The following is a 16,276-nucleotide window of genomic DNA, read 5'->3' on the forward strand; positions in this document are numbered from 1 at the left end:
CGTCAGGCGGGCTTGCGCACCGAGCAGTGCAGGGAGTCCTTCTCGACGTCGGCGACGATGGTGTCCCCGGGGTCGGCCTCCCCGCCGAGCAGCAGCGTGGCGATGCGGTTGTCGAGTTCCGCCTGGATGGTGCGGCGCAGCGGACGGGCGCCGAACTCCGGCTGGTGGCCGTGGGCGATCAGCAGCTTCTTGGCGGCCTCCGTGACCTCCAGCCGCATCCCCTGGGCGTGCACCCGGTGCTTGCTCCGGTCCAGCAGGTGGTCCACGATCTGCGACAGATCGTCCTCGGTGAGGCCGTGGAAGATGATGATGTCGTCGATGCGGTTGAGGAACTCGGGCAGGAAGCGGCCCCGCAGGTCCTCCATCAACTCGTCCTTCAGCTCCGACACGTCGCCCTGGTGGTCGAGGATGCGGTGCGCGCCGATGTTCGACGTCATGATGACGACGCAGTGCCGGAAGTCGACGGTGCGGCCCTGCGCGTCGGTGAGCCGGCCGTCGTCCAGGATCTGCAGCAGGGTGTTGAAGACATCGGGGTGCGCCTTCTCCACCTCGTCGAACAGCACGACGCTGTACGGCTGGCGGCGCACCTTCTCGGTGAGCTGGCCCGCCTCCTCGTAACCGACGTACCCGGGCGGGGCGCCGACGAGCCGGGCGACGGTGTGCTTCTCCTGGAACTCGCTCATGTCGAAGCGGACCATGCGGTCCTCCTCGCCGAACAGCAACGCGGCGAGCGTCTTGGCGAGTTCGGTCTTGCCCACCCCGGTGGGGCCGAGGAACAGGAAGGAGCCGACGGGGCGATCGGGGTCGCCCATGCCCGCGCGGTTGCGGCGCACGGCCTGCGAGACTGCGGTGACCGCCTCGTCCTGGCCGACGATCCTGGCGTGCATCTCCTCTTCCAGCCGCAGGAGTTTCTCCTTCTCGCTGGCGGTGAGCTGGGAGACGGGGATCCCGGTGCGCCGGGAGACGACGTCCGCGATGTCGGACGCGGTGACGGAGACGACGCCCTCGCGGCGTTCCTCGATGCCGGCGAGTTCGGCCTCCGCCTCGGAGACCTCCCGCTTCAGCTCCGACGCCCGCTCGAAGTCCTCGGCGGACACGGCCTGTTCGAGCTCCCGGCGGAGCACCGCGATACGGTCCTCGCGGCTGACGACCTCGGTGGATCGGCTCGCGCTGCGCAGCCGTACCCGGGCGCCCGCCTGGTCCATGACGTCGATGGCCTTGTCGGGCAGGAAGCGGTCGGTGATGTAGCGGTCCGACATCTCGGCCGCGGCCGCCAGCGCGCCGTCGTCGAACCGGACCTGGTGGTGCGCCTCGTAGGCGTCCCGCAGCCCTTCGAGGATCTGCACCGTCTCCTCGACGGTCGGCTCGGGCACCATCACCGGCTGGAAGCGGCGTTCCAGGGCCGCGTCCTTCTCGACGTACTTGCGGTACTCGTCGATGGTGGTGGCGCCGACGACGTGCAACTCACCGCGTGCCAGCGCCGGTTTGAGCATGTTGCCCGCGTCCATGGAGCCCTCGCCCGTCGCCCCGGCGCCGACGACCGTGTGCAGTTCGTCGATGAAGAGGATGATGCTGCCACCGGCCGTCTGGACGTCCTCGATGACCTTCTTCAGCCGCTCCTCGAACTGGCCCCGGTACTGCGCGCCCGCCACCATGGCCGACAGGTCGAGCGCGACGACCCGCTTGTTCTTCAGGGTGTCGGGGACCTCACCGGCCACGATCCGCTGGGCGAGGCCCTCCACGATCGCGGTCTTGCCGACGCCGGGCTCGCCGATCAGCACGGGGTTGTTCTTGGAGCGCCGGGACAGGATCTCGACGGTCTGCTCGATCTCCTCGGCCCGGCCCACCACCGGGTCCAGCTTGCCCGCCTTGGCCTCGTCGGTCAGATCGCGGCCGTACTCGTCCAGTGTGGTCGCCGGCTGTCTGCGCTCCGGGGGCGTGCTCTCGGGGCGGGCGGCCTGTTCGGCGAGGCCCGCCAGCTTCCCGTTGTCCATGCCCTCGGCCCGCAGCAGCCGGGCCGCACCGGTGTCACTGTCGCCGAGCAGCGCGGCGAGGATGTGCTCGGGACCGATGTACGACACCCCGGCCGCCTGGGACCGGGCGTAGGCGGCACCGAGGGTGCGCTTGGCCGCGGGGGTCAGGCCGGGCTGCGCGGAGGGCTGGCCGGACTCGCGGGGCAGCACCTTGGCGATCTCGTTGGCGAGGGTGTCGGGGTCCACGTCCACCTGGAGCAGCAGCCGGCGCGCGGGCTCCACCTTCGTGGCGGCCCACAACAGGTGCTCGGTGTCGAGGTCGGACGTGCCGTCCTCGGCCGCCCGCTGCGCGGCCAGGTTGAGGAGTTGCTGCGACGACTCGGTCAGCAGCCGCCCGATCGGCACGCGCTGCACCGCGGGCGGCGAGGACGCCGGCGACATCCCGAAGAAACGATTCAGCAACTCGCTGAAGGGGTCCTGGGAACCGAAGGGGGCGCCGAACGGCATCGACATGAGAACTCCTGGAGCGCAAGGGGTCAGTATTCACTGAAACCCGGCGTTGGGTGGCCCGCAAGCGGAGGCCGCTCGGGGGGATCGTCGAGGAAGGCGATGGTCGGCACGTGGAAGAGACAGCCCGTGACCGGGACGGAGAAGTCGAGGATGCGGTCGTGCCGCGCCGCCTCGCGGCCGAGGAACATGTTCCGCAGCATCGACTCCGTGACCTCGGGCGTACGGGCGTACCCGATGAAGTAGGTGCCGAACTCGCCCTGCGCGATGGAGCCGAAGGGCATGTTCTCGCGTACGATCCTGCGTTCGTTCCCGTGCTCGTCGGTGATGGTGTTGAGCGCCACGTGGGAGTCGGCGGGTTTCACCTCGTCGGGCAGTTCGACGTTGGCGAGTTTGGTGCGCCCGATGACCTTTTCCTGGTCCTCCGCGGGCAGGGCGTCCCACGCCTTCATGTTGTGCAGGTACTTCTGCACGATCACATAGCTGCCGCCCCGGAATTCCGCGTCCTCGTCGCCGATGAACACCGCGTCGTCGGCGATCTCGCCCTCGGGGTTCTCGCTGCCGTCCACGAAGCCGAGCAGATCGCGTTCGTCGAAGAACTTGAAGCCGTGCACCTCGTCCACCACGGTGGCCGCGCCGTCGAGCCGCCGCGCGAACAGCCGGGCCAGTTCGAAGCAGAGGTCCATGCGCCGGGCGCGGACGTGGAAGAGCAGGTCGCCGGGGGTGCCCGGGGCGTGGTGGCGCGGACCCCTCAGCTCCCGGAAGGGGTGCAGGTCCCGGGGGCGCGGCCCGCTGAACAGCCGGTCCCAGGCGGTGGACCCGATACCGACGACGCAGCTCAGCTCCTCGGGCGGGGCGCGGAAGGCGACCGAACGGCGCAGGGCGGACACGTCCTGCAACAGGTCCCGGACCGTGTCCTCGCCGCCCGGGTCGATGGTGACGACGAGGAACAGGGCGGCTCTGGCCGGCGGGACGACGACGGTCTGCGATTCGGGCACGGTGCCTGCCTCCTCGTGCGGGGCGGGGCCGGACCGTTCCAGCATGCCGTCATGCCGCGGACTCGGCAGGTCGGACGGCCGGTCGCGGCACTAGCGTGGAGGGATGCACCACCGGGTGACCGAGGCCGACACCGCGCAGGCGCTGGGCAGCGGTGAGGTGCCCGTGCTCGCCACGCCCCGGCTGATCGCCTGGCTGGAGGCGGCGACCGTGCGGGCCGCCGCGCCGTACACCGGACCGGGCGAGACCACCGTGGGGACCGCCGTCCGGGTGCGGCATCTGCGCGCGACCGGCGTGGGCGGCCGGGTCGAGGTGACCGCGCGGCCGCCGGCCGACGGGTCCGGGCGGCGGCTCACCTTCGCCGTGCGGGCCGTCGACGCGGCGGGCCGGCTGGTCGCGGAGGGCGAGATCGAGCGGGCGGTCGTGGACCGGCGGCGGTTCCTCGAAGGGGACCTCTGACCGGCATCACACGGGGGTGTGGCCCTCGATGTAGGTGCGGACGGCCGGGGGGAGCGCGGCGCGGGCGGTCTCCCCGATCGGCGTCCAGTGGATCTGCTCGGACGCGAGCCGGGCGCCCTCCGACGGTTCCTCGCTGAGGAGTTGGCAGACCACGGCCCCGGTGCCGTCCAGCGGCGCGGAGCCGTCAACGAGGTAGCCGGTGAGTTCGTAGACGACGCGTGCGGCGGTGGCCTCCGCGGTCTCGGCCGGCTGCCCGGTGCCCGACGGCAGTTCCCCGCCGTCCGCCTGCCCCACCAGCAGCAGCCGCCCGTCGTAGACGACGACGGCCTGTACGACGTTCCCCATGCGTTCCCCCCTGTTCTCCCGCCCGTCCGCGGTGCCCCGCCCGGTCGTTGCTCGCCTACCCGCGCCGCGGGGGCGGCACACGGGTCAGGCCGGATCGGCCGGCCGGTACAGCACGGGCAGGTCCCCGGGCCGCACCCGCACCGTCACGGGCAGGGTGGCCTCCACCTCGCCGTCGGCGCCGTAGGGGACGGGACGGGTGGCCTCGATGCGCAGTTCCCTGGCGCGCAGGACGCGCACTTCGGGGCGGCGTATGTGGGCGCCGGTGCGCAGCTCGTTCATCAGGGTGAAGAACAGTCGGCGGGGCGCCTCTCGGATCATCACGACGTGCAGCAGGCCGTCGTCCACCCGGGCACCGGGGGCGATCTGCCGGCCGGAGCCGTAGTAGGGGGAGTTGGCGGCGACGACCGTGTAGCCGCGGTGGCGGTGTTCCGCGCCGTCGACGGTGACGCGGTAGTCGGCCGGCCGCCAGGTGGTGACGGCGCGCAGTCCGCCCGCGTAGTAGGAGGCGGAGCCGCGCAGCAGCCGGGCGTGGTTGGCGTGCCGGTTGGCCAGCGCGTCGACCCCGGCGTAGACGCTGCCGAGGACCACGGTGCGCCGGTGGACGGCGGACTCCACCTCGATGGTGTCCACCGGGCGCGGCTCCGCGTGCAGCAGGATGTCGGCGAGCGCGGCGGGCTCGGACGGCAGGCCGAGGGCGCGGGCGAAGTCGTTGCCGCGCCCGGCCGGGACGATCCCGAAGACGGTTCCGGTGCCGCTCAGCGCGCCGCCGATGCCGCCGGTGATGCCGTCGCCGCCGACGGCGAGCACGATCCGGCCCCGCTCGCCGGCCCGGCGGGCGATGTCCTGGGCGTGGGCCAGGCTGTTGCTGTACTCGGTGTCGAGACCCGCCCCGGCCTCGCGCAGCAGGCGGGCCACCTGGAGCAGCGTGGCCGCCGCGGTGGAACCGCCCGCGGTCGGGTTGACGACGGCGGTGAACTGGCGCATCGATGTGCCTCCGGGGCAGGCGGTCGGGTCGGGTCAGTCGGTGGGCAGCAGGACGCCGGGGTTGAGCAGGCCGTCGGGGTCCAGGCGGCGCTTGACGGCGCGCAGTGCCTCGACGGCCAGCTCTCCGGCCTCCCTGACATACCAGTCGCGGTGGTCGGTGCCCACCCCGTGGTGGTGGGAGATGGTGCCGCCGGCGGCGAGCACGGCCTCGTTCGCCGCGTGCTTGGCGGGCGTCCAGTGGGCCACCGGGTCCTCGCCCTGGGCGCTGACGACGGTGAAGTAGAGGGAGGCGCCGTTCTCGTAGACGTGGGAGATGTGGCACATCACGAGCGGCGGGGTGCCGGCCCGGGTGAGGGTGTCGGTGAGCGCGCCGCGCACGGCGCCGTACAGCTCCGGGATGCGGGACCAGAAGGCCGCGGTCTCCAGGGTCTCGGCGAAGGCACCGACGTCGAGGAGGGCGTCGCGCAGGTACGGCGCGGAGAAGCGGCCGTGGGCCCAGCGTTCGCCGGGCTCCGTGCCGAGCGGGGTGCCGCCCGCGGCCGTCAGGACGGCCGCCGCGCGCTCGCGGCGGTGCGCGGTCTCCTCGGGGGTGCCCTCGTAACCGGTGATGGCGAGGCAGCCGGCGTCGCTCTGGCCGAGGGAGGTGCCGATCTTGTCGGGCGAGGCGAGGCCGATCAGGGTCTCGGTCTCGTCGGACAGGCGCAGCACGGTCGGCCGTGGTCCGTCCTGGGCGAGCCTGCGCAGCGCGGCGGCGCCCTCCTCGAAGGAGGCGAACCGCCAGCCCTCGTAGATCTTCGTCTCGGGCAGGGGGCGGACGCGCACGGTGACGGAGGTGATGATGCCGAAGGCGCCCTCGGAGCCGAGGACCAGCTGGCGCAGGTCGGGGCCGGCGGCCGAGCGCGGGGCGCGGCCGGTCTCCACCGTGCCCTCGGGGGTGGCGAGGGTGAGGCCGAGGACCATCTCGTCGAAGCGGCCGTAGCCGGCGGAGGCCTGGCCGCTGGAGCGGGCCGCGGCGAAGCCGCCGATGCTCGCCCACTCGAAGGACTGCGGGAAGTGGCCGAGGGTGAAGCCCTGTGCGGCGAGCAGGGCCTCGGCCTCGGGGGCGCGCAGACCCGGCTGGAGGACGGCGGTGCGCGAGACGGTGTCCAGGTCGAGCAGGCGGTTCATGCGGCGCAGATCGAGGGCGACGAACGCGCCGTGCTCGGGGGCGAGGCCGCCGACCACGGAGGTGCCGCCGCCGAAGGGGACGGCGGCCAGGCCGTGCGCGGCGCAGGCGCGCAGCACGGCGAGGACCTCGTCGTGGGTGGCGGGCAGGACCACGGCCTGCGGGACGTCGCGGGTGTCGCCGGTGCGGATGCGCAGCAGGTCGGGGGTGGACTTGCCGCGGGTGTGCCGGATGCGGCTCTCGGGGTCGGTGCGGACGTGGGCGGCGTCGCCCACGGCCTCGGCGAGCGCCGCGAGGGCGGCCGGGCCGGCCGTGGGGGCGGGCGGCTCGATGTCCTCCAGGGCGAGCGCGGGGGTGCTGCGCGGCTTGACGCCGAGCAGGTCGCGCAGCAGCCCGGTCACCGAGTCGGGCAGCGGTGCCGCCTTGGCCGGGTCGCCCCAGCCGTTCCACAGCATGTCCATTGAACGGTCGTCCTCACAAGGTCGGTGTGCTCGGTCCGGGCGGCGGCCGACGGGCCGTGCGCCGGGCGGCCGTCGCGGTCCACCGGTTCCGCCCGGCCCGGGGCGTTACACTGTTACACATGACGCCTATTCGTCACAACGGTGCCGACGGTTCCGGCACGGACAGCGACCCGGTGCTCGACGCGGTCCGCGACTGCGTGCTGGCCGTCGGGGTCCGCCGCACCACGCTCGCCGACGTCGCCCGCCGCGCCGGAGTCTCCCGGATGACCCTGTACCGGCGCTGGCCCGACCTGCGCACACTGGTGGGCGATCTGATGACCCGTGAGTGGATCGCGGTGGCCACCCGGGCGATCCCCGAGGCCGCGCCCGGTGTCGACACGCGCACCCGGCTGGTGCGGGGGCTGGTGGCCGGCGTCGAGGCGTTCCGGGCGCACCCCCTCTTCCACAAGATCGTCGACGTCGATCCGGAGCTGCTGCTCCCCTATGTGCTCGACCGGCGCGGGGCGAGCCAGGAGGCGCTGCTCGCGCTGCTGGCCGAGGGCCTGCGCGAGGGCCACGCGGACGGTTCCGTGCGCCCCGGACACATCGAACGGCAGGCGCGCGCCCTGCTGTTGACCGTGCAGTCCTTCACCCTGTCCCTGCGCACGATGACCGACGAGGACGACCCGGAGCTGGACTCCGCCGCCTTCCTCGGCGAGCTGCGCACCCTCCTGGAGAGGATCCTGACGCCATGAGCCAGACCGAGGCGATACCCGGCTCGTCCCTCAACGCGGCCCGGCGCACCCGGGAGCTGGCCGAGGCCGCGGACGGCCGGACGGTGGACGTCCTGGTCGTCGGGCTCGGCGCCACCGGTGCGGGCGCCGCCCTGGACGCGGCGGCGCGCGGACTGGACGTGGTCGCGGTGGACGCCCACGACCTGGCCTTCGGCACCTCGCGCTGGAGCTCCAAGCTCATCCACGGCGGGCTGCGGTACCTGGCGTCCGCGCAGTTCGACGTGGCGCACGAGAGCGCGGTGGAGCGGGGGGTGCTGATGACCCGCACCGCCCCGCATCTGGTGGCGGCGCAGCCGTTCGTGCTGCCGCTGACGCCGATGGTGTCGACGGCTCAGGCGTCCATCGCCTGGGCCGGGTTGCGGGCCGGGGACATGCTGCGGCTGGCCGCGCGGACCCCGCGCCAGGTGCTGCCCGCGCCGCGCCGGCTGTCGGCGACGGAGGCGCGGCACCTCGCGCCCTCGGTGCGGGCGTCCGGGCTGCGCGGCGGGCTGCTGTCCTGGGACGGACGGGTCACCGACGACGCCCGGCTGGTGACCGCGCTGGCCCGCACGGCCGCCGCGCACGGCGCGCGGGTGCTGACCCGGGTCCGGATGCTGGAGCTGACCGGCACGGGCGCCCGGGTCCGGGACGAACTCACCGGCGAGGAGAGCGAGATCAGGGCCCGCGCCGTGATCAACGCGGCCGGGGTGTGGGCGGGCGGACTGGTCGAGGGCATCCGGATCCGGCCCTCGCGCGGCACCCATCTGGTGCTGCGCTCGCAGCGGCTCGGCGACCTGCCCGCCGGGCTGCACATCCCGATCCCCGGCGAGACCAACCGGTTCGTCCTGGTGCTGCCCCAGGGGGACGGCCGGGTCTACGTCGGCCTCACCGACGAACCCGTCGAGGGCGGCATCCCCGATGTGCCCGAGGTGCCGGAGACGGACATCGGCTTCCTGCTGGACGTGCTCGGCTCGGCCCTGGACACGCCGGTCGCCCGGGACGAGGTCGTCGGCGCCTTCGCCGGGCTGCGGCCCCTGCTGGACACCTCGACCGGCGGCACACCGGCCCGCACCTCCGACGTCTCGCGCCGGCACGCCGTGCTGACCTCGCCGGACGGGGTGACCACGGTGGTCGGCGGCAAGCTCACCACCTACCGCCGGATGGCGCAGGACGCCGTGGACGCCGCGGCCGCGGCCCGGGGGCTTGCCGCGCCCCCGTCCCGGACCGCCGCGCTGCCCCTGGTCGGGGCCGCCGCACCCGAACGGCTGCGCGCCCTCCCGGTGCCGCGCCGGCTGGTCCGCCGCCACGGCACCGAGGCCGCCGCCGTCCACGCCCTCATCGCCGAGGACCCCGCACTGGCCGGCCCGGTGCTGCCCGGCCACCCGGTCACCCGCGCCGAACTCCTGTGGGCGGTCCGCCACGAGGGCGCGCTGGACGAGTCCGACCTCCTGGACCGGCGCACCCGCATCGGCCTGGTGGACGAGGACCGCGAGGCGGCTGTGGAGGTCGCGCGGGAGGTGCTGGCCCGGGAGGCTCACAGCAGCCGCCGGATGTCCCCCCGCACCCGGTAGAACCCGCCCGCCGCCGGGTGCAGGGCGTCCACCACGTACCGGGCGCCCGCCTGGCGTATCGCGCGGGGGAACTGGACGTTCCAGGAGGAGTCGTAGCCGTCGGAGACCACGTGCACCCGCAGCCGGCCGGCGTCCTGGACGCACTCCACGACGACCGAGCCGGTGGGTGCCTGGGTCACGGTGGCGACGGCCTGCACGGCCGTCGCCGGGGCGTAGGTCGGCAGGGCGGCGGCGAGCTTGACGTCCCGCACCACCGGCACGCTGCCCTGCTGGGCGGCGCCGATGGCGGTCTCGCTCGCGTCCACGCAGACCAGGGAGCCGTCCGTGGTCACCAGGTACAGCCGCCCGTCGTGGTACTGCATCGACAGGGCGGAGCCGCTGCCGGTGCCCAGCTTCCACAGCCGGGTGCCGTCCCGGTCGAAGCAGTAGACGGACGAGGCGGAGTCCCCGGCGAACACGAACCTGCCGCCCGGCGAGGTGGCGCAGGAGTACACCGCGCTGTCGCAGGCGTACGTCGCCTCGATCGCGCCGGTCGCCTTGGAGAGCCGCTGGACCACCCGGTGCCCGGTGCCCGCGTACACCGCGTCGTCCTCCTGCCAGCCGAACAGCACCCCGCCGCGGGTGCGGGTGTGCCACAACTCGCCGCCGCCGTCCGGGCGGTAGGCGGTGACGCCCTGCTGGTGGCCGTGGTAGACGGCACGGTCGTCGGCGCGCACCATCCAGGCGTGCTCGCCCTGGCTGCGACGGGCCCACTGGTGTTCGTCCTCGTGGTCGATGACGGTGAGCCGGCCGGCGCGGTCCGAGACGTTCAGCACGCCCTCGTGGATGTCCAGCCAGAAGATGTCGACGTCGGCGGTGATGTCGTAGGCGGCGAAGGGCAGTTTGGAGGACAGGTCGTAGACCTTGCCGTCGTCGCAGCCCGCGTAGATCCAGAAGTCGTCGGCGACCAGGCACTTCACGCCGTCCGGCAACCCGAAGCGGGCCAGCACGGCGCCCTCGTGGTCCAGGGTGTAGACGTCGCCCGCCTGGTTGCCCACCCAGCAGTGCTCGTCGTCCACATGGATGCCGAAGGCGGCCGAGCCGGTCCGGAAACGCCACAGCACCGGTGCCACGGCCCGTGCGGTGGAGGGCGCCGAGGTGACCTGGCGCCGGGTCACCGCGCGCGGGGCCCGGCCGCCCGGGACCGCCGGGGCGTACCCCTTGCGGACCTTCTCCCCCACCTTCCTCGCGGCGGCGGCCCGTGCCTTCTCCGCGGTCGGGAACGAGCTGGTCTGGGTCTGCCCGGCGGCGCCGATCCGGCCGTACCGCACCGTCACCACCAGGCCGTCGACGGTCACCTCGTAGAACTTGTGGGCGCCCCCGCCCTCCTGGGACAGCTCCAGATACGTCGTCTCCCCGGTGGACACCGCGGACATGGCACACCCCTCCCCGCAACGGGCCCGCGGCCGTCCCGGCGGGCCCTCTCACTGATCACACCGTAGGCGGGGGCACTGACAATCGACCGGACGGCAGGACGCCCGGCGGTCAGCCGGCCATCAGCTCCGTGAAGCGGCGGGTGTCGATGTTGCCGCCCGAGGCGATGACGCCGACGCGGGGCGGGAGGTCCTCGACACGGCCGGACAGCAGGGCGGCCAGGGGGGTGGCGCCGCTGGGCTCCAGCACGATCTTCAGCCGTTCGAAGGCGAAGCGCATGGCGTCGATGATCTCCGCGTCACCGACCAGGGCGATGGCGTCGACCAGGCGCCGGTTGACGGTGAACGTCAGCTCCCCGGGGACGGCCACGGCCTGGCCGTCGGCGACGGTGCGGGGCACGGGGACGGCCACGCGGGTGCCGCTCTCCAGCGACCGCTTGGTGTCGTCGCTGCCCTCCGGCTCCACCCCGATCACCCGGATGTCCCGGTGCAGCGCCTTGGCGGTGACGGCGCTGCCGGCGATCAGTCCGCCGCCGCCGACGGGCACCAGCAGGGCGTCCAACGGTCCGGTCTCCTCCAGGAGTTCGAGGGCGGCGGTGCCCTGGCCGGCGATGACGGCCGGGTGGTCGTAGGGCGGGATCAGGGTCAGCCCCCGGTCCTCGGCGAGCGCCTGGCCGAGCGCGACGCGGTCCTGGGTGTAGCGGTCGTAGGTGACGATCTCCGCGCCGTACCCGGCCGTGGCCTCCATCTTGGAGCGGGGGGCGTCCTCGGGCATCAGGATGACGGCGGTGGTGCCCAGTTCGCGGGCTGCGAGGGCGGTGGCCTGGGCGTGGTTCCCGGAGGAGTACGCGGCGACGCCCTTGGCCAGTTCCCCGGGCGTGAGCGAGGCGATGGCGTTGTAGGCGCCGCGGATCTTGAAGGCTCCGATGCGCTGGAGGTTCTCGCACTTGACGAACACCTCGGCGCCCACCCGCTCGTTGAGGGTGCGCGAGGTGAGGACGGGGGTGCGGTGGGCGAAGCCCTCGAGGCGTGCGGCGGCCTCGCGGACGTCGGCGAGGGTGACGGGCAGGTCGGCGGCGGGCATGGTGAAGTCCTCTTTCTCTACCGGGCGTTCGTCGGTGTCTGTCGCGGCGTGCGGGTTCCGTTGCCTGGCCTCAGGCGGAATCCGCCGCCGTTTTCGCGTAGTTGTAGACGGTCGCCCGGGACACGCCGAGGAGGTCGGCGATGGTCCGGGCGGCGTCCCGGGACTCGAAGCAGCCGTCCCGGTACAGCTGCCGGACGAGCGCCTTCTTGTCCGCGCGGCTCAGCGAGCGGGGCGGGCATCCCCGCTCGGCGGCCAACTCCTCGACCACACGGCGCAGTTCGCGGGAGCGGCGGTCGCGCAGCGTCTCCGGGGGCTGATCGCCGTGCCCGGTGTCGGTGGCGACGAGGTTGGCCAGGGTGAGCGCCACGGGCGAGAGGACGGAGACGTCGAGGTTCAGGCAGAGCGCCGCGACGTACCGGCCCTCGGCGTTCTTGATGCCGATGGACGTGCTCTTCGCGGGGCGGCCGTCGGGGAACCGGTTGGGGTAGTTCTGGACGACGCCGGGGTAGGCGGGGTCGGCGATCCGGGCCAGGCCCAGTTCCGTGGCCGGGTCGCCGACCCGGCGGCCGGACAGGTTGTTCTCGATGGCCCGGATCGAGTGGTCGGGATCCCTCAGGTCGTGCAGGACCACCTCGCACAGGCCCGGGAACATCCGGCCCAGGGCGACGGCGATCTTCTCGGCCTCCCGGACGAGGTGCTCGTCCGCCGCCCCACCGTCCACCGACCCACCTCTTGGCCTGAAAATCCATTTCTGGACAAGGAGGCTAAGCACTGGAGCGTCCGCTGTCCAGGGCCGTCTTCGGCCCGGGCCTCAGCGGTCCTTGGCGAGGGCCACCAGTTCGGCGAACAGGCCGCCGGCGTGCACGAGTTCGTCGTAGTGCCCCTCCTCGACGATGCGCCCGTGCCGCAACACGACGATCCGGTCGGCGAGACGGGTGTTCTCCAGTTGATGGGTGACCACGATGGTCATGCGCCGCGCGGCGATGCGTTTGATCTCCAGGAAGATGCGGTGCTCGCCGCGCGGGTCCATCTGCGAGGTGGGTTCGTCCAGGATGAGCAGGGGTGTACGGCGGTACAGGGCGCGGGCGCAGGCGAGGCGCTGCCACTGGCCGCCGGACAGTTCGACGCCACCGTAGACCTCCCGGGCGAGCAGGGTGTCGAGCCCCTGCGGCAGCCCCTCGACCGCCTCGCGCATGCCGACGGCGTCCAACGCCTCCCACACCAGGGCGTCGTCGTGGCCGCGCGGCTGGCCGAGGGTGATGTTCTCCCGGGCGCGCAGCGGCCAGCAGGCGAAGTCCTGCGGCACGAGGGCGGTGCGCGACCAGACGGAGTCGGGCCGGGCCCCGGCGAGGTCCGTGCCGTCCCACAGCACGCGGCCCTTGTCCGGCAGCAGGATGCCGGTGACGAGCCGGGTCAGGGTGGACTTGCCGGAGCCGTTCTCGCCGACGATCGCGATGATCTCACCGCGGCGCAGGGTGAGCGAGACACCGTCCACGGCGGGTTCCTCCTGGCCGGGGTAGCGGTACACGGCCTCGTCGAGGCGGATCTCCTCCACCTGCTCCGGGATCGTGGACTCGCCGCGTTTCGGGGCGCGTTCGGCCGCCATGTCGAGGAAGGAGCGCATGTCGGCGAGGTAGAGGGAGGTGTGGAACATCGCGGCCCCGTTCTGCACGAACTGGGTCAGCGCGCCGAGCGTGGCCTGGACGGCGACGACGGCGGTGGCGGCGACCGGCAGGGCCACCCGCCCGGTCATCGCGAGCCAGGCGAGGGCGGCCCAGGTGAGCAGCAGGAACGCGCCGCCGAGCGCGGAGGTCGCGAGGACGATGCGGAGCATCCGGGGCGCAGCGCGCAGGATGCGCTGGTCGATCCGCTCGGACAGCGCGCGGTACCAGTAGACGAGGTAGCCGGTCATGCCGTTGGCGCGGACCTCGTCGCCGTGCCGGGAGTAGGCGGCCCACCAGCGCATCATGCCGCGCACGTTGCGGTCGGCCAGGTTGAGGTAGTGCGTCTCGTAGTCGACGCGGGCCGAGAGCACGGCGCCGAGCCCGGCGGGCAGCACCGCGAGCAGCAACAGCGGGAGCATCAGCCAGTGCAGTGCGGTGACGACGCCGCCGGCGGCGATCATCCGGACGAGGGCGGCCATGAACCGCTGGGCGTCCTTGACCATCGTCGTGGTGCGGGTGACGCCGACCTCCGCGGCCTCCTGCCGGTCGGCGAACCCGTCCTCGCCGTGCGCGGAGGCCTCCACCCGGCAGACGGCGGAGACGAGCGCCACGTCGGCCTCGGTGACCAGCCGGGGGGTGATCCGGCCGTCGGCGTAGGAGGCCACGGCGGAGCTGATCCGGCCGGTGGCCGCCGCCGCGGCGACCACGACGAGGGCGGGCAGCGCCCCGTGCAGGCGTTCGGACACCGTGCCGGTGCCGAGGATGTGGGTCATGGCCCGCGAGGTGGCGGTCAGCACGACGGCGGCGGCGACGCCGGTGACCACCTGGCACAGGAGCAGCAGCACGACGCCGGTCCGGTCCACCGCCCAGGCCATGCGCTCGGTCCGGCCGAGCACCGAGGGCAGCCGACCGCACATGGCCCAAAAACCGGCCTCTTCCAGCGGGTTCTTGCCGAAGACCCCCTCGTAGCCGATGGTGGCCGGCGGTGGTGGGGGCGGGGTCGGGGAGCTGTCTGTCGAAGCGTCGGTCACGGTCACCCGCGTTCCTCCTCGGAGTCGGCACCGCACCCGGGTGGTCCGGCGGTGCCAGGCTCAACGAGGAGGTGGACGATTCGAACGCGCTCGATTCCGGACGAAGAGCCGGCCCGTGATCCCGGGGCCTCGAACGCACGGTCGCAGCGGCGCAAGGCCGCCCGCGCGGACGGGGGTGGCCGAAACGCCGGTGCTCGATGCGCGTGTGACCGATGAGGTTCGCGGCGGCGTCAGAGCGCCAGTTGCGGGTAGAGCGCGGCCAGATCGCCGGAGAGGCCCGCCTTGACGCCGCGGGTGAGGTCGTCCGCCAGGACCTCGTGGGCACCGGTCTCGACGCCGTCGAGGGCGAGCGCGGCGACGTCCCGGGCGTCGGACTTCGGCGCGTCGATGCCCGAGGTCATGTCCGTGTCGATGTAGCCGACGTGCAGCCCGGTGACGCCGATGCCGCGCGGCCGCAGCTCCAGGCGCAGGGAGTTGCTCTGGGACCACAGGGCCGCCTTGGTGGCGCTGTAGGACCCGGCGACGCCGAGCCAGGAGAGCACCGAGTGGACGTTGAGGAGGTGACCGCCGCCGTTGCGCTCGATCACCGGCACCAGGGCGCGGGTGACCAGCAGCGGTCCGTAGAAGTTGGTCTCGAACTCCCGGCGCACGTCGTCCAGCGGGGCGTCGAGGAGGGAGTGCGCGCCGACCGAGATGCCGGCGTTGTTGATCAGAACGGTGACGTCCGGCGTCCGCGCGGCCACGGCCGCCACCGACGCGGGGTCGGTGACCTCCAGGGCGAGCGGAACGGCGTCGGGATGCGTCACCGCGCGGGGGTCGCGGGCCGTCGCGTACACCTTGGCGGCCCCGCGCCGGAACAGCTCCTCCACCAGCGCCCGGCCGAGGCCGCGGCTGCCGCCGGTGACGAGGACGACGGAGTCCTTGATCGCGGTCATGATGCCTCTTCCCCTTCGGAAACCGATCGGTTTCCACCCACCGTAAACCGATCGGTTTCCCGACCGCAAGGGTGTCCCGTCACCGAGTTCGGAATTCCAACCTTGCAGGTCGATGAGAGAGCGCTGCCGACGCGCATCGACCGGGATCGGGGCGGGGAACGACCCGAGCGCATGGATTCACTGTTCCCCGCCCCGGGTCGGCCCGCCGCCGACGCCGACAGGTCGGCGGCGCGGCGGGGGCCGGTCTGGGGCGCTGCGGGGCACGGGGGCGTGCCGCGGCGGGCGAAGATCTCGTTCAGACCTTCCGTCGCCGCCCGCGCGGGGGCCATCGGAGACGGACCGACCGGGTGACGCGGGGGCCGTCACCGCTTCGGGCCGTCCTCCTCGCCCGTTCCCGGCTCGGTCATCGAGCGGTGCACGGCGGCCTTGACGCCGTCCGGCAGGACCTTGTTCGCCAGTACCTGGGCCTTGGTCTTCAGCGAGCCGGTGACCGAGGTGGCGCGGCCGCGCACGATCGCCTCCTAGGCCTGCCGGGCCACGTCGTCCGGGTCGTCCTTCTCCATGGTCCCGAGCTTGGTGTCGCCGAGGTCCGCCCGGCGGAAGAAGCCGGTTTCGGTCGGGCCCGGCAGGAGCGCGGTGACGGTGACGTCCGTGCCCTTCACCTCGTCGCCGAGCGCCTCGGCGAAGGACCGCACGAAGGACTTGGAGGCGTTGTACACCGGCTGGAAGGGGCCCGGTACGGTCGCGGCGACGGAGGACGTGAAGGCGAGCCGGCCCGTGCCGCGGCGGACCATGTCGCGCAGCAGCGGCTTGGCGAGCCGCACGGTCGAGACCACGTTCCGCTCGATCACGGCGAGGTCGTCGGCGAGATCGGTGTCCGCGAAGGCTCCGCTTCCGGCCGATCATCACCGGCGGACCCGGTCCGGCGGACGCGCCC

General features: G+C 73.4%; 13 protein-coding genes and 1 pseudogene. 3 read left to right on the forward strand and 11 right to left on the reverse strand.

Features of this window, described 5'->3' with window-relative positions:
* Window positions 1-2 precede the first annotated feature (2 nt).
* Together BLW85_RS03625 and BLW85_RS03630 are read right to left on the reverse strand one after the other, a co-directional pair.
* The gene (locus tag BLW85_RS03625) at window positions 3-2,486 is read right to left on the reverse strand and encodes an ATP-dependent Clp protease ATP-binding subunit (RefSeq protein WP_070024989.1); all 2,484 of its coding nucleotides are present in this window, start codon (window positions 2,484-2,486) and stop codon (window positions 3-5) included.
* A 23-nt stretch (window positions 2,487-2,509) separates the two neighbouring features.
* Window positions 2,510-3,478 carry a Dyp-type peroxidase gene (locus BLW85_RS03630; RefSeq protein WP_074995956.1) on the reverse strand — a complete coding sequence of 323 codons (969 nt, stop codon included), beginning with the start codon at window positions 3,476-3,478 and terminating at the stop codon, window positions 2,510-2,512.
* Between the two features lie 103 nt (window positions 3,479-3,581).
* Between BLW85_RS03630 and BLW85_RS03635 the strand changes: the two genes are divergently transcribed.
* The gene (locus BLW85_RS03635; protein ID WP_074990598.1) at window positions 3,582-3,935 is read left to right on the forward strand and encodes a thioesterase family protein; all 354 of its coding nucleotides are present in this window, start codon (window positions 3,582-3,584) and stop codon (window positions 3,933-3,935) included.
* Window positions 3,936-3,941: 6 nt separating this feature from the next.
* On the opposite strand, the gene BLW85_RS03640 is transcribed toward BLW85_RS03635, so the two are convergent.
* The 3 genes from BLW85_RS03640 to BLW85_RS03650 form a co-directional block, all read right to left on the reverse strand.
* The gene (locus tag BLW85_RS03640) at window positions 3,942-4,280 is read right to left on the reverse strand and encodes an NUDIX domain-containing protein (protein WP_074990600.1); all 339 of its coding nucleotides are present in this window, start codon (window positions 4,278-4,280) and stop codon (window positions 3,942-3,944) included.
* An 84-nt stretch (window positions 4,281-4,364) separates the two neighbouring features.
* Window positions 4,365-5,264 carry a YegS/Rv2252/BmrU family lipid kinase gene (locus BLW85_RS03645; RefSeq protein WP_070024982.1) on the reverse strand — a complete coding sequence of 300 codons (900 nt, stop codon included), beginning with the start codon at window positions 5,262-5,264 and terminating at the stop codon, window positions 4,365-4,367.
* A 33-nt stretch (window positions 5,265-5,297) separates the two neighbouring features.
* A complete protein-coding gene (locus tag BLW85_RS03650) occupies window positions 5,298-6,890 on the reverse strand; it encodes an FAD-binding oxidoreductase (protein WP_070024979.1) in 1,593 nt (530 codons plus the stop codon).
* A gap of 119 nt (window positions 6,891-7,009) precedes the next feature.
* Between BLW85_RS03650 and BLW85_RS03655 the strand changes: the two genes are divergently transcribed.
* Both BLW85_RS03655 and BLW85_RS03660 read left to right on the forward strand, forming a co-directional pair.
* Window positions 7,010-7,624 (forward strand): TetR/AcrR family transcriptional regulator, encoded by a 615-nt coding sequence (locus BLW85_RS03655; protein ID WP_070024977.1) that lies wholly within the window; start codon window positions 7,010-7,012, stop codon window positions 7,622-7,624.
* Window positions 7,621-9,213 carry a glycerol-3-phosphate dehydrogenase/oxidase gene (locus tag BLW85_RS03660; RefSeq protein ID WP_074990602.1) on the forward strand — a complete coding sequence of 531 codons (1,593 nt, stop codon included), beginning with the start codon at window positions 7,621-7,623 and terminating at the stop codon, window positions 9,211-9,213. The genes BLW85_RS03655 and BLW85_RS03660 overlap by 4 nt, the downstream gene beginning before the upstream one ends.
* On the opposite strand, the gene BLW85_RS03665 is transcribed toward BLW85_RS03660, so the two are convergent.
* The 6 genes and pseudogenes from BLW85_RS03665 to BLW85_RS03690 form a co-directional block, all read right to left on the reverse strand.
* Window positions 9,177-10,628, reverse strand: a complete 1,452-nt coding sequence (locus BLW85_RS03665; RefSeq protein WP_074990603.1) for a WGR domain-containing protein — start codon at window positions 10,626-10,628, stop codon at window positions 9,177-9,179. The genes BLW85_RS03660 and BLW85_RS03665 overlap by 37 nt on opposite strands.
* A 109-nt stretch (window positions 10,629-10,737) precedes the next feature.
* Window positions 10,738-11,709, reverse strand: coding sequence for a pyridoxal-phosphate dependent enzyme (locus BLW85_RS03670; RefSeq protein WP_074990605.1), 972 nt, complete (start codon window positions 11,707-11,709; stop codon window positions 10,738-10,740).
* 70 nt (window positions 11,710-11,779) lie between these two features.
* Window positions 11,780-12,430: a helix-turn-helix transcriptional regulator gene (locus BLW85_RS03675; RefSeq protein WP_244174800.1), complete on the reverse strand. Its 651-nt coding sequence runs from the start codon at window positions 12,428-12,430 to the stop codon at window positions 11,780-11,782.
* 90 nt (window positions 12,431-12,520) lie between these two features.
* A complete protein-coding gene (locus BLW85_RS03680; RefSeq protein ID WP_074995958.1) occupies window positions 12,521-14,404 on the reverse strand; it encodes an ABC transporter ATP-binding protein in 1,884 nt (627 codons plus the stop codon).
* Between the two features lie 230 nt (window positions 14,405-14,634).
* Entirely contained in the window at window positions 14,635-15,339 is a 705-nt protein-coding gene (locus BLW85_RS03685) for an SDR family oxidoreductase (RefSeq protein WP_074990607.1), read from the reverse strand.
* A 362-nt stretch (window positions 15,340-15,701) separates the two neighbouring features.
* Window positions 15,702-16,229, reverse strand: a pseudogene (locus tag BLW85_RS03690) (SDR family NAD(P)-dependent oxidoreductase); the annotation flags it as partial.
* Window positions 16,230-16,276 lie beyond the last annotated feature (47 nt).

The sequence above is a fragment of the Streptomyces misionensis genome, from assembly GCF_900104815.1.
GTDB lineage: Bacteria > Actinomycetota > Actinomycetes > Streptomycetales > Streptomycetaceae > Streptomyces > Streptomyces misionensis.